This is a genomic window from Streptomyces sp. (genome assembly GCF_019510245.1).
Taxonomy (GTDB): Bacteria; Actinomycetota; Actinomycetes; order Streptomycetales; family Streptomycetaceae; genus Streptomyces.
On record NZ_JAEKKT010000241.1, the window covers coordinates 1 to 22,752 of the forward strand.

The 22,752-nt window shown below is 69.5% G+C and carries 23 protein-coding genes and 1 other RNA gene; 9 read left to right on the forward strand and 15 right to left on the reverse strand.

The annotated features are described in order from the left end of the window. The first annotated feature begins 76 nt into the window (after positions 1 to 76). On the forward strand, positions 77 to 1,183 hold the full coding sequence (gene prfB / locus JF597_RS46725; RefSeq protein WP_294011357.1) for a peptide chain release factor 2: 1,107 nt from the start codon (positions 77 to 79) through the stop codon (positions 1,181 to 1,183). 303 nt (positions 1,184 to 1,486) lie between these two features. After that, complete coding sequence (locus JF597_RS46730) at positions 1,487 to 2,323, forward strand: hypothetical protein (RefSeq protein WP_294011359.1); 837 nt, start codon at positions 1,487 to 1,489, stop codon at positions 2,321 to 2,323. Positions 2,324 to 2,433: 110 nt separating this feature from the next. Here JF597_RS46730 and JF597_RS46735 read toward each other — a convergent pair whose 3' ends face one another. Next, positions 2,434 to 2,628, reverse strand: coding sequence for a hypothetical protein (locus tag JF597_RS46735; protein WP_089106595.1), 195 nt, complete (start codon positions 2,626 to 2,628; stop codon positions 2,434 to 2,436). A gap of 256 nt (positions 2,629 to 2,884) precedes the next feature. Between JF597_RS46735 and ftsE the strand changes: the two genes are divergently transcribed. The 6 genes from ftsE to JF597_RS46765 all read left to right on the forward strand — a co-directional run bounded on the left by ftsE (position 2,885) and on the right by JF597_RS46765 (position 8,177). Beyond that, the gene (gene ftsE / locus JF597_RS46740; RefSeq protein ID WP_294011361.1) at positions 2,885 to 3,574 is read left to right on the forward strand and encodes a cell division ATP-binding protein FtsE; all 690 of its coding nucleotides are present in this window, start codon (positions 2,885 to 2,887) and stop codon (positions 3,572 to 3,574) included. Between the two features lie 22 nt (positions 3,575 to 3,596). Continuing rightward, positions 3,597 to 4,514 carry a permease-like cell division protein FtsX gene (ftsX, locus tag JF597_RS46745; protein WP_294011363.1) on the forward strand — a complete coding sequence of 306 codons (918 nt, stop codon included), beginning with the start codon at positions 3,597 to 3,599 and terminating at the stop codon, positions 4,512 to 4,514. A gap of 68 nt (positions 4,515 to 4,582) precedes the next feature. After that, the gene (locus tag JF597_RS46750; protein WP_294011365.1) at positions 4,583 to 5,752 is read left to right on the forward strand and encodes a S41 family peptidase; all 1,170 of its coding nucleotides are present in this window, start codon (positions 4,583 to 4,585) and stop codon (positions 5,750 to 5,752) included. Between the two features lie 68 nt (positions 5,753 to 5,820). Beyond that, positions 5,821 to 6,363 (forward strand): SsrA-binding protein SmpB, encoded by a 543-nt coding sequence (gene smpB / locus JF597_RS46755; protein ID WP_294011367.1) that lies wholly within the window; start codon positions 5,821 to 5,823, stop codon positions 6,361 to 6,363. Between the two features lie 92 nt (positions 6,364 to 6,455). Then, positions 6,456 to 6,856, forward strand: a transfer-messenger RNA (tmRNA) gene (gene ssrA / locus JF597_RS46760). A gap of 157 nt (positions 6,857 to 7,013) precedes the next feature. Further along, positions 7,014 to 8,177 (forward strand): DUF6183 family protein, encoded by a 1,164-nt coding sequence (locus JF597_RS46765; protein ID WP_294011369.1) that lies wholly within the window; start codon positions 7,014 to 7,016, stop codon positions 8,175 to 8,177. Between the two features lie 17 nt (positions 8,178 to 8,194). Here JF597_RS46765 and JF597_RS46770 read toward each other — a convergent pair whose 3' ends face one another. The 6 genes from JF597_RS46770 to JF597_RS46795 form a co-directional block, all read right to left on the reverse strand. Continuing rightward, positions 8,195 to 9,208, reverse strand: coding sequence for a LacI family DNA-binding transcriptional regulator (locus JF597_RS46770; protein ID WP_294011371.1), 1,014 nt, complete (start codon positions 9,206 to 9,208; stop codon positions 8,195 to 8,197). Then, positions 9,208 to 11,460 carry an alpha-xylosidase gene (gene yicI / locus JF597_RS46775; protein ID WP_294011373.1) on the reverse strand — a complete coding sequence of 751 codons (2,253 nt, stop codon included), beginning with the start codon at positions 11,458 to 11,460 and terminating at the stop codon, positions 9,208 to 9,210. Before yicI ends, JF597_RS46770 begins: the two co-directional genes overlap by 1 nt. Before the next feature lie 11 nt (positions 11,461 to 11,471). Beyond that, positions 11,472 to 12,302, reverse strand: coding sequence for a carbohydrate ABC transporter permease (locus JF597_RS46780; RefSeq protein WP_294011375.1), 831 nt, complete (start codon positions 12,300 to 12,302; stop codon positions 11,472 to 11,474). After that, positions 12,299 to 13,186, reverse strand: coding sequence for a carbohydrate ABC transporter permease (locus JF597_RS46785; RefSeq protein ID WP_294011377.1), 888 nt, complete (start codon positions 13,184 to 13,186; stop codon positions 12,299 to 12,301). The genes JF597_RS46780 and JF597_RS46785 overlap by 4 nt, the downstream gene beginning before the upstream one ends. Continuing rightward, the gene (locus JF597_RS46790; RefSeq protein WP_294011379.1) at positions 13,183 to 14,469 is read right to left on the reverse strand and encodes an extracellular solute-binding protein; all 1,287 of its coding nucleotides are present in this window, start codon (positions 14,467 to 14,469) and stop codon (positions 13,183 to 13,185) included. Before JF597_RS46790 ends, JF597_RS46785 begins: the two co-directional genes overlap by 4 nt. Positions 14,470 to 14,579: 110 nt before the next feature. Beyond that, the gene (locus tag JF597_RS46795) at positions 14,580 to 15,947 is read right to left on the reverse strand and encodes an MFS transporter (protein ID WP_294011381.1); all 1,368 of its coding nucleotides are present in this window, start codon (positions 15,945 to 15,947) and stop codon (positions 14,580 to 14,582) included. A gap of 84 nt (positions 15,948 to 16,031) precedes the next feature. Here JF597_RS46795 and JF597_RS46800 point away from each other — a divergent pair, with 84 nt between their 5' ends. Further along, positions 16,032 to 17,012, forward strand: a complete 981-nt coding sequence (locus tag JF597_RS46800; protein WP_294011383.1) for a LysR family transcriptional regulator — start codon at positions 16,032 to 16,034, stop codon at positions 17,010 to 17,012. Positions 17,013 to 17,832: 820 nt separating this feature from the next. On the opposite strand, the gene JF597_RS46805 is transcribed toward JF597_RS46800, so the two are convergent. From JF597_RS46805 to JF597_RS46840, 8 genes are all read right to left on the reverse strand, one after another. After that, a complete protein-coding gene (locus JF597_RS46805; protein WP_294011385.1) occupies positions 17,833 to 18,276 on the reverse strand; it encodes a hypothetical protein in 444 nt (147 codons plus the stop codon). 393 nt (positions 18,277 to 18,669) lie between these two features. Next, positions 18,670 to 19,455 carry a hypothetical protein gene (locus tag JF597_RS46810; RefSeq protein WP_294011387.1) on the reverse strand — a complete coding sequence of 262 codons (786 nt, stop codon included), beginning with the start codon at positions 19,453 to 19,455 and terminating at the stop codon, positions 18,670 to 18,672. Between the two features lie 151 nt (positions 19,456 to 19,606). Beyond that, complete coding sequence (locus JF597_RS46815; RefSeq protein WP_294011389.1) at positions 19,607 to 19,921, reverse strand: hypothetical protein; 315 nt, start codon at positions 19,919 to 19,921, stop codon at positions 19,607 to 19,609. Positions 19,922 to 19,977: 56 nt separating this feature from the next. After that, entirely contained in the window at positions 19,978 to 20,433 is a 456-nt protein-coding gene (locus JF597_RS46820; RefSeq protein ID WP_294011399.1) for a barstar family protein, read from the reverse strand. A gap of 88 nt (positions 20,434 to 20,521) precedes the next feature. Further along, complete coding sequence (locus JF597_RS46825; protein ID WP_294011391.1) at positions 20,522 to 21,019, reverse strand: SUKH-3 domain-containing protein; 498 nt, start codon at positions 21,017 to 21,019, stop codon at positions 20,522 to 20,524. 15 nt (positions 21,020 to 21,034) lie between these two features. Continuing rightward, entirely contained in the window at positions 21,035 to 21,232 is a 198-nt protein-coding gene (locus tag JF597_RS46830) for a barstar family protein (protein WP_294011393.1), read from the reverse strand. Positions 21,233 to 21,275: 43 nt separating this feature from the next. After that, positions 21,276 to 21,755 (reverse strand): hypothetical protein, encoded by a 480-nt coding sequence (locus JF597_RS46835; protein ID WP_294011395.1) that lies wholly within the window; start codon positions 21,753 to 21,755, stop codon positions 21,276 to 21,278. A 43-nt stretch (positions 21,756 to 21,798) separates the two neighbouring features. Then, complete coding sequence (locus JF597_RS46840; RefSeq protein WP_294011397.1) at positions 21,799 to 22,020, reverse strand: hypothetical protein; 222 nt, start codon at positions 22,018 to 22,020, stop codon at positions 21,799 to 21,801. Between the last annotated feature and the right edge of the window lie 732 nt (positions 22,021 to 22,752).

The window sequence follows — 22,752 nt, forward strand, 5'->3', positions numbered from 1 at the left end:
TCGGCCTGATCGGGACCTGACCGGGCGGGGACGCCCGTCGGCCATCCTCGGTTGGCGGAGCCGTTACGCTGGAGGCGTGGCAGTCGTCGATGTATCCGAAGAGCTCAAGTCCCTCTCCTCGACCATGGAGTCGATCGAGCCCGTTCTGGACCTCGACAAGCTGAGGGCAGACATCGCCGTGCTCGAGGAGCAGGCGGCCGCGCCGTCCCTGTGGGACAACCCGGACGAGGCGCAGAAGATCACCAGCAAGCTGAGCCACCTCCAGGCCGAGGTCAGGAAGGCGGAGGCGCTGCGCGGACGGATCGATGATCTCGCCGTGCTCTTCGAGATGGCCGACGAGGAGGACGACCCGGACACCCGTGCCGAGGCCGAGTCCGAGCTCACCGCCGTCAAGAAGGCGCTGGACGAGATGGAGGTCCGGACGCTGCTGAGCGGGGAGTACGACTCCCGGGAAGCGCTCGTCAACATCCGCGCGGAGGCGGGCGGTGTCGACGCCGCCGACTTCGCCGAGAAGCTGCAGCGCATGTACCTGAGGTGGGCGGAGCAGAAGGGCTACAAGACCGAGCTCATCGAGACGTCGTACGCCGAAGAGGCCGGCATCAAGTCGACCACCTTCGCCGTGCAGGTGCCGTACGCCTACGGGACGCTGTCCGTGGAGCAGGGCACGCACCGGCTCGTGCGCATCTCGCCGTACGACAACCAGGGGCGCCGCCAGACCTCCTTCGCCGGTGTCGAGGTGCTCCCCGTGGTCGAGCAGTCCGACCACGTCGAGATCGACGAGAGCGAGCTGAGGATCGACGTGTACCGGTCCTCCGGGCCCGGCGGCCAGGGCGTCAACACCACCGACTCCGCCGTGCGCATCACGCACCTCCCCACCGGAATCGTGGTCTCCTGCCAGAACGAGCGGTCGCAGATCCAGAACAAGGCCACCGCGATGAACGTCCTCCAGGCCAAGCTCCTGGAGCGGCGCCGCCAGGAGGAACAGGCCAAGATGGACGCCCTCAAGGGCGACGGCGGCAACTCCTGGGGCAACCAGATGCGGTCGTACGTGCTGCACCCGTACCAGATGGTCAAGGACCTGCGGACCGAGTACGAAGTCGGCAACCCCGAGGCCGTGTTCAACGGCGAGATCGACGGCTTCCTGGAGGCCGGAATTCGCTGGCGCAAGCAGCAGGAGAAGTAACTTTGTCGACTTGCCCACGGTGAGTCGACCGAACTGGAACTGCCGCCCCTGTGGCGGCAGTTCTCGTATGTCTGGGTTTTACGTCACACTCACACACTTCAACTCCCGGCATTGGGTGCGCAACTGGACATCGCGCACGCAACGGCCTTGACGTGCTCTTGGAAAATGGGAAGGGTGCAGTGTGGCATGCGTATCTCTGGGGCGCATGTGAACCGGGGGCCTTGAACATTCGTAGCTGTCTCCGTCGAGCACCGGCCCCGAGCGCCGCCGCACAGACGATCAGCTACTGGGGGTAGCAACCATATGACGAAGAAGACGCGTCTCCACGTCGCGCGGATAGCCGCCGGCGCAGTGATCGCAGCCGGCGCCTCTCTCACGGCGGCCGGCGCCGCTTCCGCCCTGGACATCGGGGTGAGCGTGACCGGCAGCGGTGTCAGCGCGACCGTCGACACCGGCGACGACGATGGCGGCACGGGCGGTGCGCCCTGCGACATCGTCGTGGACCCGACCTGTGACGACGGTGGCACCAGCACCACCGGCGGCACGGACAGCGGTGGCACCGACAGCGGTGGCACCGACACCGGCGGCACGGACAGCGGTGGCACCGACACCGGCGGCACGGACAGCGGTGGCACCGACACCGGCGGCACGGACACGGGTGGCACCGACACCGGCGGCACGGACACGGGTGGCAGTGACACCGGCGGCTCGACGACCGGTGGCAGCGACACCGGCGGTTCGACGACCGGTGGCTCGACCACGGGTGGTTCGTCCACCGGCGGCAGCGGTGACGGTGGCGGTTCGACCACGGGTGGCTCGTCCACCGGTGGTTCGTCCACCGGGGGCAGTGGTGACGGTGGCGGTTCGACCACGGGTGGCTCGTCCACCGGTGGCTCGACCTCCGGCGGCACCGGCACCGACGGCAACTCCGGCACCTCCGCGCAGGAGGCCGGCAGCTCCGCGCTCACCGACACCGGGTCCTCGAACACCGAGGCCCAGGGTGGCGGCAAGCAGCTCGCCGAGACCGGTGCCGGGCAGACGGCCTTCCTGGTCGTCGGCGCCGCCACGATGATCGCCGGCGGTATCGGCTTCCGTATCCTGCCGCGCCTCGTGGGCGGCCGCGGCGGCGCTGCCGCCTGACGGTAGCCGCCCACTCGCGGAGCGTATGCGCATCGCAATGAATGAAGGGCCCTGAGCGGCGGCTCAGGGCCCTTCGGTCGCTCTTGGGTAAGCTTCGCGTGTGAGCTTCGTTACGCGGTCTGGTGGGCCGCCAGCAGCGCCACCGCGGCGATCAGGACCGCCAGCAGCCCGATGAGCGCCATCGGGTTCAGACCGCCGAGGAAACTCTCCTGCTGAAGACGCTCGCGGTTGGCGCGGCACACGGGGCACCGGCCTTCGCTCACGGGCGCCGCGCAGTTCGCGCACACCAACCGGTCGTACGTCATGCGCTCGCCCTCCTTGCACCGGCCATCACCCAGACAACGCTCCGCGGAACGAGAACGTTCCCCTCCCACTGTGCCAGGTTCCCCCGGAAAGAGCGCGGCCGTCCGCAGACCTCGCACCGGCACTCGGGGCGTTCCGGAGGGACCGCCCCGGAACAAAACCGCACAAGCCTCACCCAACCGTGACCGGCGCCTGCGCTTCCTCACCCGACTCGCGTATGGTCACGCTCATCTACCCCCGGCGACCCGTGGTGCATCCGTGATCCGATTCGACAATGTCTCCAAGGTCTACCCCAAGCAGACCCGCCCCGCACTCAGGGAAGTGTCCCTGGAAGTGGAGAAGGGCGAGTTCGTCTTCCTCGTGGGGTCCTCCGGCTCCGGAAAGTCCACCTTCCTGCGGCTGATCCTCCGCGAGGAGCGGTGCAGCCACGGCCAGGTGCACGTCCTCGGCAAGGACCTCGCCCGGCTGTCCAACTGGAAGGTGCCGCAGATGCGCCGCCAGCTCGGGACGGTCTTCCAGGACTTCCGCCTGCTGCCCAACAAGACGGTCGCCGAGAACGTGGCCTTCGCCCAGGAGGTCATCGGCAAGTCGAAGGGCGAGATCCGCAAGTCCGTGCCCCAGGTGCTCGACCTCGTCGGGCTCGGCGGCAAGGAGGACCGCAGGCCCGGCGAGCTGTCCGGCGGCGAGCAGCAGCGCGTGGCCATCGCGCGCGCCTTCGTGAACCGGCCCAAGCTGCTGATCGCGGACGAGCCCACGGGCAACCTCGACCCGCAGACCTCGGTCGGCATCATGAAGCTGCTGGACCGCATCAACCGGACCGGTACCACCGTGATCATGGCCACCCACGACCAGAACATCGTGGACCAGATGCGTAAACGCGTCATCGAGCTGGAGAAGGGCCGTCTCGTCCGGGACCAGGCCCGCGGCGTCTACGGCTACCAGCACTGACGGAAAGGCATAACCCGAGGCCATGCGCGCCCAGTTCGTACTGTCGGAGATCGGAGTCGGTCTCCGCCGCAATCTGACGATGACCTTCGCGGTCGTCGTCTCGGTCGCCCTGTCCCTGGCGCTCTTCGGTGGCTCGCTCCTGATGAGCGACCAGGTCAACACCATGAAGGGCTACTGGTACGACAAGGTCAACGTCTCGATCTTCCTCTGCAACAAGAGCGACGCCGAGTCCGACCCCAACTGCGCCAAGGGCGCCGTCACCGAGGACCAGAAGAAGCAGATCCAGGCGGACCTCGGCAAGATGTCGGTGGTCGAGAAGGTCACCTACGAGTCCCAGGACGAGGCGTACAAGCACTACAAGGAGCAGTTCGGCGACTCGCCGCTCGCCGACTCCCTCACGCCGGACCAGATGCAGGAGTCGTACCGGATCAAGCTCAAGGACCCGGAGAAGTACCAGGTCGTCGCGACCGCCTTCGACGGGCGTGACGGGGTCCAGTCGGTCCAGGACCAGAAGGGCATCCTCGACAACCTCTTCGGCCTGCTCAACGGCATGAACTGGGCGGCCCGCATGGTCATGGCCCTGATGCTGGTGGTCGCCCTGATGCTGATCGTCAACACGGTGCGCGTCTCCGCGTTCAGCCGTCGGCGCGAGACCGGCATCATGCGCCTGGTCGGCGCCTCCGGCTTCTACATCCAGGCCCCGTTCATCGCGGAGGCGGCCGTCGCCGGCCTGATCGGCGGCACGGTCGCCTGCGGATTCCTGGTGATCGCCCGGTACTTCATCATCGACCACGGCCTGGACCTGTCCCACAAGCTGAACTTGATCAACTTCATCGGCTGGGACGCGGTGTTGACCAAGCTTCCGCTCATTCTCGCAACGAGCCTTCTGATGCCCGCGCTTGCCGCGTTCTTCGCGCTGCGCAAGTACCTGAAGGTGTGACGCATGCCAAGAGGGCCGTACGGGCAACAGCCCGTACGGCCCTCTTGCGTTGTCCTAGACTCACCGGCATGTCAGGCCGAGAGGTGTTCTGTCAGCCCCGCCGGGTTCGCCGGGGGGCGGCTCTGACGTTGGTGTTCGCAGGGCTGTTGGTGACCGGCGCGGCCACCGGGGCGTTTCCGGACCCCGGGCAGTCCGACCGGAAGACGCCCACCGGGGCCGCCCGTCCGGCCACCGGGCACGAGGACGTCGCGAGGGCCGCCGCCGAGGCGATGGCCGACGGCAAGTCCCCCGTGGAGGCGGCGGAACGGGCCGTGAGCCGCAGCGGGGACCGGTGGGCCGCGGTCTACTCCGAGGGCGAGTACCAGGAGTTCGAGGAAGCGCTCGACGGCCAGTACACGGGCGTGGGTCTGTGGGCCCGGCGGGCGGCGGACGGGCGGATCGACGTGACCAAGGTGCAGGCCGGGTCGCCCGCGGCCGCCGCGGGGATCAGGAAGGGCGACCGGCTGCGCAGCATCGACGGCGAGGACGTCGACGGGCGGCCCGTCACCGACGTCGTCTCGTTACTGCGCGGTGACGCCACCGACGCCCGCGCCGGTACGACCGTCACCCTCGGTCTCGAACGCGGCACGCGCGCGTGGCGCGAGACCCTGCGCCGGGCGCTGCTGTCGACGGACTCGGTGACCGTCCGCAAGCTGGCCGCCGGCATCACCGTCATCAGGATCTCCGCCTTCACCAGGGGCTCCGGGGAGCTGGTGCGCGCCGCCGTCCGGCAGGCCCCGGCCGACGGCGGCATCGTCCTCGACCTGCGCGGCAACTCCGGCGGCCTGGTCAGCGAGGCCGTCACCGCGGCCTCCGCCTTCCTCGACGGCGGCCTGGTCGCCACCTACGACGTCGACGGCGTCGAGCGCTCCCTGCACGCCGAGCCCGGCGGCGACATCGCGAGACCCCTGGTCGCGCTCGTCGACGGCGGCACGATGAGTGCGGCCGAGATGCTCACCGGCGCCCTCCAGGACCGCGGCCGCGCGGTCGTCCTCGGCTCCCGCACCTTCGGCAAGGGCTCCATCCAGATGCCCACCCGCCTCCCCGACGGCTCGGTCGCCGAGCTCACCGTCGGCCACTACCGCACCCCCTCGGGGCACGCCGTGGACGGCCGGGGCATCACCCCCGACCTGGAGGTGTCCTCCGGGACGCTGGAGCGGGCGGAGACCGTGCTGAGCGGACTGGGCGATCCGTCGTAGCACCCGCATAACCGCTTCCCTCACACCCCCTCCGTAGTGCGAAAATGGACGGCACTATGGCCAAGGGAATGTACGTACCGAAAGAGTCCCAGCAGAAGCAGCAGGGGACGGCCGCCAAAGCCAGGGACGGCGAGAAGGGCGGCAAGCGCAAGATCGTCGCGCAGAACAAGAAGGCGCGGCACGACTACGCGATCCTCGACACTTACGAGGCCGGCATCGTGCTGTCCGGCACCGAGGTGAAGTCGCTGCGTCAGGGCCGCACCTCACTGGCCGACGGCTTCGTCCAGATCGACGGGAACGAGGCGTGGCTGCACAACGCCCACATCCCCGAGTACAGCCAGGGCACCTGGACCAACCACTCGGTGCGCCGCAAGCGCAAGCTGCTGCTGCACCGGGAGGAGATCGACAAGCTGGAGGCCAAGTCCCAGGAGACGGGTCACACGATCGTGCCCCTCGCCATCTACTTCAAGGACGGCCGGGCCAAGGCGGAGATCGCCCTCGCGCGCGGCAAGAAGGAGTACGACAAGCGGCAGACCCTGCGCGAGCAGCAGGACCGCCGGGAGAGCGACCGCGCCATCGCGGCGGTGAAGCGGCGCCAGCGCGGCGCCTAGGGCACGGGAATGTAGTGGCATCGTCGTGCGTTGGTCACGTACGATGGCACCAACACCGGGGGAAGCCGGTGTGAGCATTGAAAAATCAACATGGGGATGATCGGTTTCGACAGCGGATGTCGAGGCAGGGGAAGCGTGTCGAGAAAGCGGCCATGATCTCGTAAACCACAGGCCGAAAAAAATAATCGCCACTTCCAAGCGCGATTCCTCCCAGCAGGCCTTCGCCCTCGCTGCCTGATCTCAGGTAGCGACAGCGAGCCTCCTATACAGGGAGTGTCAGCCCGGGGCTGTTCCCGACCCGGATCCTGGCATCAGCTAGGGGACTAAACCTTGATCCCGGTCACGGGGTGAAGAGGGAAATCTAACAGTGACTGGGCCCGTCGGCGACTTGTTCGCGTGATCGCCGGGGCCGAGAAAAGCACAGCGAACTGCACACGGAGAAGCCCTGGTTCCGCACCGTTGGACGCGGGTTCGATTCCCGCCATCTCCACAATCTCCATGTTGCGAGGGCCCGGTGGTCACAGACCACCGGGCCCTCGTCGTGTCCGCGGGGCGGCGGACGCGCAGCAGGACGCCCGGGACTCCGCCGACCAGGCGACCGCGAAGGACGCCCAGAAGTGAGGCAAAGAGATTCCACCATGCACAGCGACATGACCCAACGGATCGGAGAACTGCTGGACCGTGGCTTCGCAGCCGCGTCCGCACTTGGCGAACAGATCCCGCACAGGGTCTCGTCCGGAGACTTCGCGTGGGCGACGGAGCTTGGCGCGGAGCTCGTCCGGCGGGCCGCCCGTGCAGGCGAGGACTCATCTGCACCCGCCTTCCTGCTCGACCGGCTGCAGACCGCTCTTGCCACGACGGCCGGGCAGCAGAGCCTGCGCGTCCTGATGTGCCTGCCCAGCAGCCTGCAGGCCGGAGAGCCGGCACGGACCAGGGCTGAGCGACGCCTGGCCCAGAGGGTGGCCCTGGGGCATCGGCCTGCGGACATCGTCCCCGTCGTCTTCGGCGAGCAGCTCGGCACGGCGGCGTCGGACGAATTCAAGGCCTGCCTGCTGCACGAGCTGGTACTCGAAGGCGTCGCCGTCCCGGAGCACCCCCTTCCGCGGTCCTTCGGCGAAGCGCTCGTGACGCAGGAGCATCCGCTCGCACCCCTGCCGCTCCACCTGCTGCCGACGGAGCACGCGCTGCTCAGGCCGCCGCACGCTCCGCACGACTGGACGTGGGCCCTGCCCCCGGCAACGGTGGCAAAGCACAGCGACCGACCCGAACTCCATGTCTCGCCGGAGATGCGCCGGCGCAGTGTCGCGGTCGATCCGGCGGCCACCACCGTTCCGGAGGTGGCCGAGGCAATGAGCGCGGCGGTGCGGCACTGGCTCGAGGAGTCCAACGGCGCGGTCGCCGCGCAGGAGTTCTGGTCCGCGTCCCCTGTCCCGCCGGACGACTGTGCAGCCGTCTTCGAGAGGCTGCCACTCACCGCATGGCCGACGGGAGAGACCAGGCCCCGGCTGTATCCGGCCACCGCCGACAGGGTGCTGCAGGTGCTGCTCACCACGGCGGTGCGCAGCCCCGCCTACGGCAGCGGCATGTTCGGTGCGTACGGACGGCTCGCTGCCTGGCGCTCTCTCGGCGGCCTGGTCGGCGCCGCCCCGGACGCGCCGATCAGTCACGTGGCCATGCTGGTCGAACAGGCACACTGGTTCATCGCCGACCCCTCATCGGACTGGTTCCACCAAGTGGCCTGGGATCTCGCCGTGGCCGCCCTGCGACCAGGCGGCCAGGAGATCGCGGTCCTCACCGCCACGGACACCGACTGATCCGTTCGCGGGGGGTGTCACCGTGCCTCGCGGGGCGCCGTGCTCGCGCGGTCCGTGAGCCGGGGCGGGAGCAGGGTCGCCTCGGGCACGTCCGGGTCGCCGCCCAGCTTGCGCATCAGCAACTCCGCCGCCCGCTCCCCGAGTTCCGCGGCCGGCAGGGCGACCGAGGTGACCGGGACGCGGAGGGTCGCCGCCAGTTCGTCCGGGCAGATCGCGGTGATGGACAGATCGGCCGGGACGCGCAGGCCCAGCTGCTCGAAGGCGTCGATCAGGGGCTCCAGGACCGCCTCGTTGTGGACGACGACACCCGTCAGCGCCGGTTGTTCACGGAGCAGTTGCTCCGCGACCCGGCGCGCCGCCGTCGGCGTCGCCTCGCACGGGTGGACGGACGACGCCATCCCGTTGCGGTCCGCCGCGGCCGTGAAGCCCTGGACGACCCGCTGGGCGAACGCGGTCTCCCGGACGTACACCTCCGGCGGGGAGCCGACCAGCGCGACCACCCGGTGCCCCAGCCCGGCCAGCCGCTCCACGCACCGTTCTCCGGCGGCCCGGAAGTCCAGGTCGACGCAGGTCAGGCCCTCGGCGGCGGCCGGGAAGCCGATCAGCACCGATGGTCGCTCCAGTGCCCGCAGCAGCGGCAGCCGAGGGTCGTGGAGCTGGACGTCCATCACGATCAGGGCGTCGACCAGTGCCGTCTCGGCGACCCGGTGAAGGCCCTCCTCGCCCTCCTCCTGGGTCAGGAGCAGCACGTCGTGGTCGTAGCGGCGGGCCGTGGTCACCACGGACACCGCGAACTGCATCACCACCGGGACGTGGATGCCGGTGCGTAAGGGGATCACCAGGGCGAGGACGTTGGAGCGGCTGCTGGCCAGGGCGCGGGCGCCGGCGTGCGGGCGGTAGCCCAGTTCGCGGATGGACGCCTGGATACGGCGCCGGGTCTCGTCCGAGATCGGGCGCTTGCCGCTGAGCGCGTAGGACACCGTGCTGGGGGAGACCCCGGCATGCCGCGCCACGTCGGTGATCTTCACCATCAGCGCAGCTCCAGGGAGAGGAACCCGGTGCCGGCCGCGGCCCGCGCCGTCCGCTCCCCGGCCGCCAGCGCCCAGGGCGCCGCCGGATCACTGCACGAGGCGCGCAGGGTGTCCCCTTCCCGTACGACGGTGAACGTGACGTCCCCGACCGGCACGGTGACCTGCGCGCCGCGCTCCAGGGCGTAGGCCCGCAGGGTCACCCCGTCGGCGTGGTCGTAGTCGGGGCGGTCGGCCACCGCGCCGACCGGGATCACCGCGCCCGGACGGACCAGGAGGGGGACGCCGAGGAAGTCGTGCCGCTCGCGGACCCAGCCGGGGCCGGTGACCGTCCGGCCGGTCAGGAAGTGGGTCCAGGTGCCGCGCGGACAGTAATATGTCACATACCCCTCGTCCTCGAAGACCGGCGCCACCAGCAGATCCGCCCCCAGCATGTACTGCCGTTCCAGATGGGCACACCCCGGATCGTCCGGGAACTCCAGCACCATCGCCCGCATCACCGGCACCCCCTCAGCCGAGGCGGTGCGCGCGGCCTCGTACAGGTAGGGCATCAGGCTCAGCTTCAGCCGCGTGAAGTGCCGCAGCACGTCCACCGACTCCTCGTCGAACAGCCACGGCACCCGGTACGACGACGACCCGTGCAGCCTGCTGTGCGAGGACAGCAGGCCGAAGGCCAGCCACCGCTTGAACAGCGCCGGTGTCGGGGTGCCCTCGAAGCCGCCGATGTCGTGGCTCCAGAAGCCGAAGCCGGACAGGCCCAGCGAGAGGCCGCCGCGCAGCGACTCGGCCATCGACTCGTAGGTCGCCTCGCAGTCCCCGCCCCAGTGCACGGGGAACTTCTGGCTCCCGGTCGTCGCCGACCGCGCGAACACGACCGCCTCGCCCTCACCCCGGTGCTTGCGCAGCACCTCGAAGACGGTCCGGTTGTAGAGGTAGGTGTAGTAGTTGTGCATCCGCTCCGGGTCCGAGCCGTCCGACCAGGCCACGTCCACCGGGACGCGCTCCCCGAAGTCGGTCTTGAAGCAGTCGACACCCTGGGCGAGCAGCGCCTCCAGCTTGCCCGCGTACCAGTCACGCGCCGCCGGGGACGTGAAGTCCACCAGCGCCATCCCCGGCTGCCACAGATCCCACTGCCACACGCTCCCGTCCGGTCGCCGCAGCAGGTGCCCCAGCTCCTTCCCCTCGGCGAACAGCGGCGACCGCTGCGCGATGTACGGGTTGATCCAGACGGACACCCGCAGTCCGCGTTCGTGCAGCCGCCCCAGCATCCCCTCCGGGTCCGGGAACACCCGCGGATCCCAGCGGAAGTCGCACCAGCTGAACTCCCGCATCCAGAAGCAGTCGAAGTGGAAGACGGAGAACGGCAGTTCGCGCTCCCGCATGCCGTCGATGAAGGACGTCACCGTCTTCTCGTCGTAGGAGGTGGTGAAGGACGTGGAGAGCCACAGGCCGAAGGACCAGGCCGGCGGCAGCGCCGGGCGGCCGGTCAGGGCCGTGTACTTGCGCAGGATCTCCTTCGGGCTCGGGCCGTGGATGACGTAGTACGTCAACTGCTGCGACTCCACGCTGAACTGGACCCGCGACACCGCCTCCGAGCCGACCTCGAACGACACCTTCCCCGGATGGTCGACGAAGACGCCGTACCCCGCGTCGGTGAGGTAGAACGGGACGTTCTTGTAGGCCTGTTCGGTGGCGGTGCCGCCGTCGGCGTTCCAGATGTCGACGACCTGGCCGTTCTTGACGAGGGGGCCGAAGCGTTCCCCGAGGCCGTAGACCGAGGTGCCGACCCCGAGGTTCAGCTGTTCCCGAAGGTAGTGGGCGCCGGTCGCGGTGTCCCGCATGATGCCCATGCCCTTGGGGCCGCTGGAGGTGAGGGTGCGGCCGCCGGAGAGGAAGTCGAGCCGCCAGGGGGCGGTCCGGCTCAGCCGCAGCGACAGCGAGCCGGAGGTGAGCGTCGCGTACTCGTCGTCGTACGACACCTGGGACGCGAAGTCGCCCTGCTGCAGCTCGAACTGCGGGCCGCGTGGCCGCTCGCCCTCGAAGTGGGTGAAGGTGACGCCGATGACGTCGGGCATCGGGGTGTGCGCGCTGATCGTCAGGACCGGTCCCTTCAGCAGGTCGCCGCGGTGGCGGATGGGCTGGGTCGGCGCGTGGATCTCCAGTGCGCCGTCCGAGGCCGTGACATCGAGGACCTCGACCGGGTGGGCCGCGGTGACGCCCTCGCGCAGCAGCCAGTAGCCGTCGGTGAACTTCACGCACGAACCTCCTATTTGACGGCTCCCACGGCGATCCCCCGGGTGAGCGTCCGCTGGAAGACGAGGAAGAAGACGATGGCCGGGAGCACGCCGAGCAGGGCGGCCGCGTTGGTCATCGTGGCGTCCATCAGGCGCTGGCCCTGGAGGACGCCGAGGGCGACGGACACCGTCTGGTTGTCGTTGGAGATCAGCATGACCAGCGGCAGCAGGAACTCGTTCCAGGTCCAGATGAAGAAGAAGACCAGCAGCACGCCCAGGGTCGGACGGCTCACGGGTACGACGATCCGGACCAGGATCTGCCACTTGTTCGCGCCGTCGATCCGGGCCGCCTCGACGATCTCGCGCGGGAACTGCCCGAGGACTGCGGAGAGCAGGTACGTCCCGAACGCCGACTGGATCACCGTGAACACGATGACCACGCTGAGCCTGGTGTCGTACAGACCGGCCTGCTTGCTCAGGTAGTACAGCGGGTAGACCAGCGCCTCCTGCGGCAGCAGGTTGGCGAGCACGAAGAACGCCAGCACCCAGGTGCGGAACCGGATCCGGCCGATGCCGATCGCGTAGGCGTTGAGGACGGAGAGGGCGGTGGCGAGCAGGGCCACCGAGCCGCTGATCAGGACCGAGTTGACCAGCTTCTGGCTGTAGTCGACGCGCTGCCAGAAGTCCTTGAGGCCGTCCAGGTACAGGCCGTGCGGGAGGCTCAGCGGGCCGTTCCGGGAGTACTCCGCCGGAGACTTCACCGCGTTGACCGCCACGATCAGGAACGGCACGACCATGAAGAGGGCGGCGAGGCAGAGGGCGAGGAGGACCGGGTAGCGGCGCAGGGCGGTCGGACGGGTCATACGGCCTCCGCCCGGTTCTGCAGCTTCAGGCCGATCGTCGCCAGGGCCAGGATGATCACCGTGAGGACGGTGGAGATCGCCGAGCCGTAGCCGACCTGGGTCTTCTCGAAGAACGTGGTGAAGGAGAAGTAGGAGGGGACGTCGGTGGCGCCGCCCGGGCCGCCCTTGGTCAGGACGTACACCGCGCCGAAGACCTTGAGCGCGGCGATCGTGCACCAGGTCAGGACGACGTACACCTCCGGGCGGATCTGGGGCAGCGTGACGTGCCGGAAGCGGCGCCACCAGCCGGCGCCGTCCAGCTCGGCCGCCTCGTACAGCTGAGGGTCGACCCGGCCGAGCCCGGCCATGAAGACGACCAGCGGGAAGCCGATCTGCACCCAGACCAGCACGCCCATGACCGTGTAGAGGGCGAGGTCCGGGTCGCCGAGCCAGTCCTGCTGCCAGGAGCCGAGACCGACCGCCTTGAGCAGGGCGTTGAGGGAGCCGTTGTCCGGGGCCAGGATCCAGCTCCAGACGATGCCGGCGACCGCGACCGGCAGCACCTGGGGGAGGTAGAAGCAGGCGCGCAGGACGGCCGCGATCCGGGTGCCGAAGTGCTTGCCGATGTAGTCGAACAGGGCGGCGGCCAGGACCAGTCCGAGCGCGGTCGGGATCGCGGCCATCGCCACGACCATGAAGAGGCTGTGCCGGAAGGACGCCCAGAACTCGGAGTCGTGCAGCAGCTCACGGTAGTTGGCGAGCCCGGTCCAGTGCGGGCTGCCCACGCCCTGCCAGTCGGTGAACCCGACGGCCGTGTTCATCAGGAACGGCACGACGACGACCGCGAGGAAGGCGAGGGCGCCGGGGAGCAGGATGAGGGCGTACGAGTCCCGGCGCACCCTCACTTGGTGCCCTTGTCGTACGCCGTCTGGAGGTTGCTCAGGTAGGCGTCCGGTTTCTCGCTGCCGGTGATCAGCTTCTGGGTCTCGGAGACGAGGGTGTCGTAGAACCCGGCGACCGGCCAGTCCGGGTAGAAGGCGAGGCCGTCGCGCTTGCTGACGGTGTTGAAATCGGCGATGAGCTGCTTCGACTTGGGGTCGGTGATGGCGCTCGCGTCGGCGGCGACCGGGACTCCGCCCTTGTTGCCGAGCAGGTTCTGGATCTTTTTCGACATGGTGATGTCGATGAAGTCGTAGGCGAGGTCCTTGTTCCTGGAGTTCTTCGGTACGACCCACAGGTTGCCGCCGGAGCCGAGGGTGAGGTCCGAGCCGGGCCACAGGAAGCTGCCCCAGCCGAATTTGACCTCGGACTGGAAGCGGCCGTACCACCAGCTGCCGGAGAACAGGATCGGCGACTTGCCCTGGATGAAGGAGACCCCGGCCTGCTCGGCGGTCGAACCGGAGGACGTCTTCGCGAGGTAGCCCTTCTTCACCCAGTCGGCGAAGGTGGTCGCCGCGTACGTCCAGGCCTGGTCGTGGAAGTCGACCTTGCCCTTGTACAGCTCGTAGGCGTCGACCCACGAGCGGTCGGCCTTCGAGAGCGCCAGCTGGTAGAGGTACTGCTGGGCCAGGTACTCGGAACCGGCGTTCGCGAGCGGGGTGACCCCCTTCGCCACGAACGTGTCCATCGCCGCCGTCAGGTCGTCGAACGTCTTCGGCTCGGCGATCCCGTACTTCGCGAACAGGTCCTTGTTGTAATAGACCATGGTGTACTCGGCGTAGTTGGGCACCCCGTACCACTTGCCGGAGCCCATCACGCCGTCGGCGTCGTACTGGCTGGTGGTGCGCACGCCCGCGCTGAGCTCCTTGTCCCAGCCGCGCTTGGCCGCCTCGGCGGTCAGGTCGGTGAGCAGCCCCTGCTTGGAGAGCAGCCCCGCCGTCGCGTTGCCCTTGTTGTACTCCATGATGTCGGGCGCGTCGGAGGAGTTCAGGACCATCTGGGCGGTCTTCTGGATCTGCTCGAAGCTCTTCTCCTCGTACTTCACCTTGACGCCCGGGTGGGTCGCCTCGAACTCCTTGATGGCCTCGTTCCAGGCGATGCCCATCGCGCTGTTCGGTGCCTCGTAGTGCCACAGTCGCAGGGTCTTGGCGTCGGACGTGCTGCCGCCCGAACCGCCGCAGGAGGTGAGCAGCAGCGATCCGGCGAGGATCGCCACCGCGGTCGTGGTCCGCCTTCGTGCCGTCAACATCCAATGCCTCCAAGGGAGTCGGATGGATGGTGCTCGTCCCGCGTCGAATGGTTCGACGAGGGACGTCGAAGCGCTTCGACGGAGGACGGTAGATGCGGGCCATGAGGGCGTCAATGGGTGTGGCGGGAATTGGGTGAAGCGATTCGACTGACCGCGTTGACGGCCAGCGCCGCGACGGCCGCCGCGGCCGGGGTGGCGAAGGCGGCCGTCGGCGGGACGTGGTCCGCCGCCCAGCCGCCGAGCGCGGACCCGCAGGCGATGCCGGTCAGCAGGGCGGTGACGACCAGGCTCATCCCCTCGTTGAGGCGGTCCACGGGGGCCCGGTCCTGGACCAGGGTCATCGCGGTCACCATGGTCGGGGCGGTCGCCATCCCGGCCGCGAGCAGGGCGGGGGCGAGGGCCCAGAGGCTGTCGAACGCGCGCGTGGCGAGCAGCGGCAGGCACATCAGGGCCGCCATCGACAACAGGCAGACGGGCAGCCTGCGTTCGGCCGGCCCGGTCGGCCGGAGCGCCCCGTACAGCAGGCCCGCCGCGCAGGAGCCGGCGGCCTGCAGGGCGAGCACGGCACCGGCCGCCGAGCGGTGGCCCTGGGCGTCGGCGTAGGCGATGGTGACGACCTCCATCGAGCCGAACACCGCGCCCGTCGCGACGAAGCAGACCAGGAGGGTGCCGATGCGCAGCGGTGTCCGTGCGGTGGCCGACCCGGCCCGGGGCGGCGGCTCGGTGGCCCGCTGCGCGGCGAACAGCAGCGCGCCGGTGAGCAGCAGCACCGCGCCGACCAGCGTGCCGGCCTCCGGGAAGAACGTGCCGGTCAGGAAGGAGGCGAGGACCGGGCCGAGCATGAAGCACAGCTCGTCGGCGGCCTGTTCGAAGGAGTTCGCGGTGTGCAGGGCGGCCGGGTCGTCGCGCAGCAGGTGGGCCCAGCGGGCGCGGGACATGCCGCCGAGGTTCGGCGTGGTGGCGGTGGCCGCGTAGGCCGCGAACAGGGTCCAGTCCGGGGCGCCGTAGTGGACGCAGAGCAGCAGGGCGAGGCTGCCGAGCGCGGCGGTGACGGTCGCGGGTACGGCGACCCGGGCCTGCCCGTACCGGTCGACGAGCCGTGCGGTCCAGGGCCCGGCGAGACCCGTGGCGACGAGACCGGTCGCGGTCACGGCACCGGCGAGGGCGTACGAGCCGCGCGACCCGGCGATCATCACGACCGCGCTGACGCTGAACATGCCCATCGGGAGCCGGGCCAGCAGGTTCGCGGCGGTGAAGGCCCGGGTGCCGGGGAGGGCGAAGAGGCGGCGGTAGGGGCCGGGCGGGTGGCGGCGGGAGCGGGGACGGGGGCGGGAGCGGCTGTCGAACCGGGGGCTGAAGTCGACGGTGACGAGAGAGTCGGCGGTGACGGTATGGACGGTCTGTACGGTGCGGGCGGTGTGGAGGGTCCGGGCGGTGTGGACGGCCTCGCGTGGGCCCGGCGGAGTCGGTTGCGGCATGGACACCACCGTCGCCCCGGGGCGATCAAGGGGTCCAACACCTGCTGGGCGCCGATTCACGCACCTGTGTTGTAAGTTCGCGTGATGCCAGCGCCTGCCTCGCCCGCCCACATCGAACCCCGTCTGCTACGCGTCTTCGTGACCGTCGCCGAGGAACTGCACTTCACCCGCGCCGCCGCCCGGCTGTACGTCGCCCAGCAGGCGCTCAGCCGTGACGTACGGCGGCTGGAGCGGGAGCTGGGCGCCGAGCTGTTCCTCCGCAGCACGCGGCAGGTCAGCCTCACCGCCGACGGCGCCCGACTGCTGCCGTACGCCCGCCGGGTGCTGGCCGCCCAGGACGCCCTGCTCGCCGCGTTCGGGCAGGCCCGGCCGCTGCTGGTGGACCTCAACTCGCCGGGCCTGGCGACCGCCCGCCGCGTCCTGTACCGGGCCCGCGAACTCGCCCCCGACTGCGAGCTGATGGCCCGCTACGAGAGCGGGCTCACCGGAGCGGCGGCCGAACTCCTCGCGGGGCGGCTCGACGCCTCCTTCGGACGGTTCGCGGGACTGGACCCGGCGCTGCGCTCCGGACTCGAACACCAGCCCGTGCGGTTCGAACCCATGGCCGTAATTCTCCCCTCGGATCACCGGCTCGCGGCCCTGGACGCGGTGCCGCTGGCCGCGCTCGCGGGCGAGACGGTGTACGCCGGCGCCGGGAACGAACGCACCCTGGAATGGACCGACCTGGCCTTTCACCTCTTCGAGGGGCGAGGCACCGCGGTCGCGCCGCCGCTGCCGCTGGCCGTCGGGGAGGAGGAGTTCCAGCGAGTCATGGCCAAGGACCGGTACCCCATCCTCGCGGTAGTGGGGTTTCCGGCCATACCTGGAAGCGTGTCGCGACCGCTGGTCGATCCGGTCCCGCTGTCGCCGGTGTCGCTCGTATGGCGAAAGGGGCTGGTCCATCCGGGAGTCGACGCACTGCGGCGGGCGGCCGCCGAGATCGGCCGGGCGGAGGGCTGGCTTCGGCGACCGGTCGACGGATGGATTCCAGCCAGTGATCAAGAGGTGATGGACGACCACAAATGACGCATCGGGAACACGGATCTCCCCCGTGCGCTAGCTTCATGGGCCCGAGGGCGGAGAGCTGCAAGGGGGCGCTCGGAGCGGGTGGGGGGCCCGTTCCGTTGACGTGTACTCGGGTTCGTCAGTGCGCCCGGAACACTCCCGTGGGGGGATGTACGCGCGTGCAAAACTGGCGAGAAGAGACCCAACCCGAAATGCCACAGGTGGTCCTGGACGCCCGGGATGTGCCGGTGACGGGCGACGACGGGGTGGCGACAGCTGCTGCGGGCGATGGCGGGGTGCCGGCGGGCTTTGTGGACGCCGACGGGGTGGGGACGGGCGTGGCGGACGCAGACGGTGGCGGGGCGGGGGGAGCTGCGGGGACGGCGGGAGCCGCCGGGGCGGCGGGGGCTGCGGGAGCGACCGAGGTGCTGCGGGCCGGGTCGTTACGGGACCCGTGGAGTGTGGTCGAGCCGCCGATCCCGGTGTTTCTGCGCGACCCGGGCCCGGACTCCGTCCACGACCCCGACGAGGTGACCGTCCGGAACGGCGTCGGTTCCGTAGGAGTACGGCCGACCGGGTTGGCTGGGCCGAGCGGGCAGAGGGGGCCGATCGGGCCACCCGGACCGAGCGGGCCGGCTGGGCCGACACGGTCCGCCGCGGCGGGCGCCTCCGGATCCCGCGGTTCTTCCGGATCCCGCGGTTCTTCCGAGGGCTCAGGCGCTCCCGGCGTCCCCGTGCCCGTGCCCGTGCCTGTACCTGTCTCCGTCTTCGTCGACGCGTCGGGGCGTCGCACTCGCCGGCTCCGCAGGCTCGGGACGGTCGTCGGCCTCGCCTGTGCCGTCTACGCGGTCGTCATCGTCGTCACCCTGCTGTCGGGGAGTTCCGCCGCGCCCTGGCTGCCGGTGCCGGGACAGAACGCCGACAGGCCCGCCGGCAAGGTCGACGACTCGCCGCGGCCCGCGCGGTCGCCCCGGACCTCGGACGACGGAGCCTCGGTGGCCGGCCCGGCCGTGAGCGGCGGTACGACCCCGTCGGCCGGCGCCTCCTCCCCGGCGTCCGGTACCGGAAACGGGACCGCCCGACCGAGCGCGTCGGCGTCCGCGCGGCCGACCTCGTCCTCCGGGGTGACGGTCACCTCGCCGAAGCCGGGGTCGTCGTCCGCCTCCGCCGAGCCGTCCACGGTGCCGCCCACCTCCGACGCGCCCTCCGCTCCCGCCTCGTCGCCGCCGCCGGTCTCGCCCAGCGAGTCGGCCGCCCCCACCTGAGGCCCGGTCGCGCACGGCACGTCCAGGCACACCCGCACCGGCGGTGCCGCCGCTCCCGCCCCTGTCCTGTGAGGGCGCCCCGCACCCGGCGCCGCCTGGCGTCGCCGCCTCCCCATGCGCCTGAAGCTGCCCGGCCACGTGCACAGCGAGATCCTCGCCGACCACCGCATCCGCTCCGAGGCCGCCGCAGGCACGGTCCCGGAGAAGATCCTGGACCGACCCCGTCATCGATGCTCCTGGACTCCACCTACGGCTTCTGGATGTTCGTGGTGGTCTGGCCACTGATCGCGGTCGCGGTGGTGGCGTTCGGGTGGGTGGATGACGTGGCGGCGGGGAGGAGAGCCCGGGGGTATCCGGACGAGGGCGTCGGGGGCGGGAGCGCCGCCGGGCGTTGTGAGAGGCGGCAGTCGGCCTCAGTGCCGTTCTTCCTCCCACCGGAACGTGTAGTCCCCCCGTCCGGCGTCGAAGGCCACCCGTAGTCCGCGGTCCGCCAGGCCGAACTGCTGCCTGAGCCAGCCGTCCATGGCCAGGGCCGCGACTTCCGGCCGGTAGTGGGCGAGCGGGAATGTGAACGACGTGACCCTGATCGTCAGGCCCTCAGGGTGCAGTGACAGCAGGGCGGCCGTGTGCGCGGCCAGGCCGTGGGCCAGCCAGTGGACGTCCTGCCAGTGCGTTCCCGTAGGCGGGATCAGGCGCATCTGCCGGTCGATCTGCAGGAAGAAGCCGTCTTCTGTGCCCGGAGACGTGTGCTCCGCCGTGAGATCGGCGGCGAGCCCGCCGAGCGGGCTGGGGTAGCGGTAAGCGAAGGTGCTGGTCTCCGTCGAGCGTCCGTCTCCAGGCACGGTAGCCGCGAGAAGCCTCCGCAGACGCCGCACCTCTTCCACGAGCCGAGGCACGGCGTCGCGTGCCATCGCGATGAAGGCCGCGTTCTCGTCCCAGCGTTCGTCCGCACAGTCCACGTAGCGTGGCTTCTGCACCAGGGTCGCCGCGATCAGCTCCCCGTGGTCGAAGTCGGGCCACCGCTCGCCGCGTCCGGTGTCCGCCACCGTGCTGACGGCGAGCAGGTTCATGGCGTGGCTGTCGTCCAGGTTCCTGACGAACCAGGGCCCGGGCGTGGCCACGGCGCACGTCTCCTCGATCTCGTCGAGATCGGGTACCAGCGCGTCGCCCTCGCCGCCCGGCGGATGCTGTTCGCCCATGATCCGCCCAGGATACGGTCCTCGTCGAAGCCGACCTCGTCCTCGATGCCCAGTTCCTCCGTGACGTGCTGGCGCAGGGGGTTGGGTCGACTGGAGATCCATGGTTCCTTCCGAGCCGTCAGTGCCTCCCGTACGTCTTGAGGAAGGACGGTCAGGCTCCGAGCGTCCAGTAGGGCGAGTCCGTCGGGGGCGCGGGGCGGACGCGCAGGGCGGACACGTCGAAGCCCTCGTCGTCGTCCTGATCACCGGTGGGCAGGCGTCCGGACTCGTTCGGGTAGTAGTACAGGCCGTACGACCAGTACTCCGGGAACTCGTGGCACATGAGATCGGGGTACGCAGAGATCTCCGCGTCGTGATACCGCTCATTGATCCTGGCCACCGCTTCCGCCCGGGAAATACCGAACCGCGAGATCATCTCGTTCGCGATGCCGCGGAAGTACTCGACCATTCCCTCGTCGAGATCCATCAAGAATTCCATTGTCATGATTTCGGAGGTTCTGCTCATCGGAAAATGGAGGAGCCTCAGTGCCATTCCTCGGGATTGAGCGCTGCTCTCACGAGTCCGTCTCCCGTGGTGACGATCAGGTCGGGTTGCTCGACACGGGTCGCGATCTTCTCGCGGTCGAAATCGCGGAATTCGAAGAGGAAGTGTTCGGCGAGGGCGGGTCGGTCCAGGGGATTGGCGTCGAGGTCCACTGTCGAGTTCGCGCGGTCGGTGCCCTGGCAGAGGACCGATACGAACAGGGGGAAGTGCTCCGTCGGCAACAGGAGATCAGCGTCGTGTACGACGCCCACGATCCCCGCTCCGCCTCCCGTGACCTCGCCGCAGAGGTCGTCCAGGCAGTCGACCAGGGCATCCCAGTTCCGGCCGAAGTAGCCGGGGAAGCGGAGGGCTTCCGCGAAGGTGCGGTGGACGCCCTGTTCGGTCATCAGATCGCGAGCGTCGAAGTGATGGACCAGGCCGCCGCTCGCCGTCACCTCCGACAATCGCCGCTGGACCTCGGCCGAACCTTCCGGTACGAAGACGACCCAGGACGCCCCACCACGGCTCGTGGCGTCGTTGCCGCTAACGGATTCCCTCCGCGAGTTTCTCCAGCGCACGATCGCCTGTCTCGGCAAGGAGTGTGACGCTGTCCATGCCGATGTACACCGCGCCGTCCGGCGCGATTCCCAGGTAGCTGTTCCGCCGGTCGGCCGACCCGATCGGATAGAGCTCAGTGCCGGCCTCCTCACTGAGCACGTCGAAGATCTCGTCGTCCCACTCGGCAACGGTCGGGTCCAGGCTGAACCCCATCCGGGCCATCGTCTTCCCCGGCCCTCGCTCGTGGCTTTCCAACCCGCCGAATTCGGCGAGGAAGCGTCGGGCCGCCTCGTGGATCCCGAAGCCGCCGTGTTCCAGGAGCGTGGTTTCCCACTCTTGAGTAGCCACTGAGCGGCCGGGAAACCAGCCCGCCTCCCGCAGGACCCGGTCCGTCTCCGCCGACCACCGCTGCGTGGTCCCGACATTCATGTCTACATCACTGCCTTGATTCCGAGTTGATGATGCTGCGAAGGATGCGCCCACTCGTAGAGGTTGGGGTCAGTCGACCAGGGCATCCCAGTTCCGGCCGACGTAGCCAGGGAAGCGGAGGACTTCCGCGGAGGTGCAGAGGACTGCCTGCGCGGTCATCAGACCACGGGCGTCGAAGTGGTGGACCAGGCCGCCGCGCGCGGTCAGCCCCGCCAGTCGCCGTCGGATCCCTGCCGTACCTTCCGTCACGATGACGACCCAGGGCACCAGGTGCCTGTGAGATCGAAACTGCTCATACGGCCGTTACGACTTACACAGTCGCGTCGAAGGATCCGACGAAGTCGTCCACGAGCGCTGCGGAGAAGGGGTCGGCCGCGGGGTCCTCCGGTGTGAGCAGACTGATCGTGTAGTACTCGGCCATCAGAAGGCCTGTTCCTTCGACCGCCTGCACGACGTCAGGGTCGTCCGTCCTGATTCCGGACACCGTCGTGGCGTGCAACGGCCCGGTACGGCGTCGGTAGAAGACGGCATACGGGCCGTGACCCGAGTCGTCGAGCGCATAGCCGTTTTCCTCCCAGAAATCCTCCATCTCCGGGCCGGAGGAGAAGGTGACGATCCCGGAGTAGTCGTCGTCGGGTTCGGGCAGTCGCCAGTCCATCTCCTGAGCAACTGGCTCCCCGGACAGCAGGAGCTGCGGCCATCGGTGCCGCGCGCGGGCCACGAATCGGCGCATGGCGTCGGGGAAGGACGCGTCCACGGTGAAGTCGGTGGAGTGGCCGGTGAGATCCATGGGTGTTCCTCGCAGTGGTCTGTTTCCGGGTGACCTACGTCGCTCAGGCCGTCCAGCCCGACGTCGGGCCGTGGTAGCGGATTGCGTCACGGGGGATGGTCACGTCGCTGTTGGAGAACCAAATGTGATCCCGACCGCCCCTCAGACGTCCGGAGAAGAGCTTCTTCTCGGCCTCGAATTCGATCATGTACTCGCTCTTCTCCTTCGTGAGGCCGAGGTAGGACTTGAATCCGCCGGGTTTCTTGGCTATCTCCGCCGGGCTCATCGGCGTGACATACACCGCGGCCGCGTTTCTGCTCCTTGAACACCTCCGCGGACTTGCCTGCCCATTGCAGGAGGGTGTCCTCGCCGGCCATGCCCTTGACCAGACGCAACGCGTCGGAGACGTCGTCGGCGAAAGAGTGCAGCTGTGCGGCGAGGGTGCGCACGCGCTGCGGGTCACCGGGTGTGGGGTCTCTGTCGAGGTCGAGTGGATGCCAGTCCGCCGGTCGATACCCCGCCATGATCCCGCAACCCCCGTCGCGTACGCCTCAACTAACAAGCCTGTGCACACGTGAAGCTACAGGTCTGGCGGGTTTGAGGTGAAGGCCGCCCCGTGATCCCGGCTCGGATGCACGCCCCGGCGGAACGCAGGGCCCGGCTGCCTGACCCGGCCAACAGCCTTTGCGGAGGCCAACCGAGGGTCGCGGCGATGTCACGGGACGGCACCAAAGCCCAGGCCCGGGCGGCGAGTTGTCCGACTATGATCTGGCGTGCGCGCTTCGTTCGACCGGGTCGCAGCAAATCGCTCTGGTGCGTTCCGGATGGACCCCGATAGCGTATTCGCTGCTTCGCAGACCCCAACCGCCCCACCAGGAGCCCACCGTGACCCGCCGTTCCCGCCTGCTCACGACAGCCACCGCCGGTGTGACGGCCGCACTGCTGCTTGCCGGTTGCGGTGGAGGCGACGGAGACAAGTCCAAGTCGAACGACAAGATCGCGGGCGCGGACACGGGGG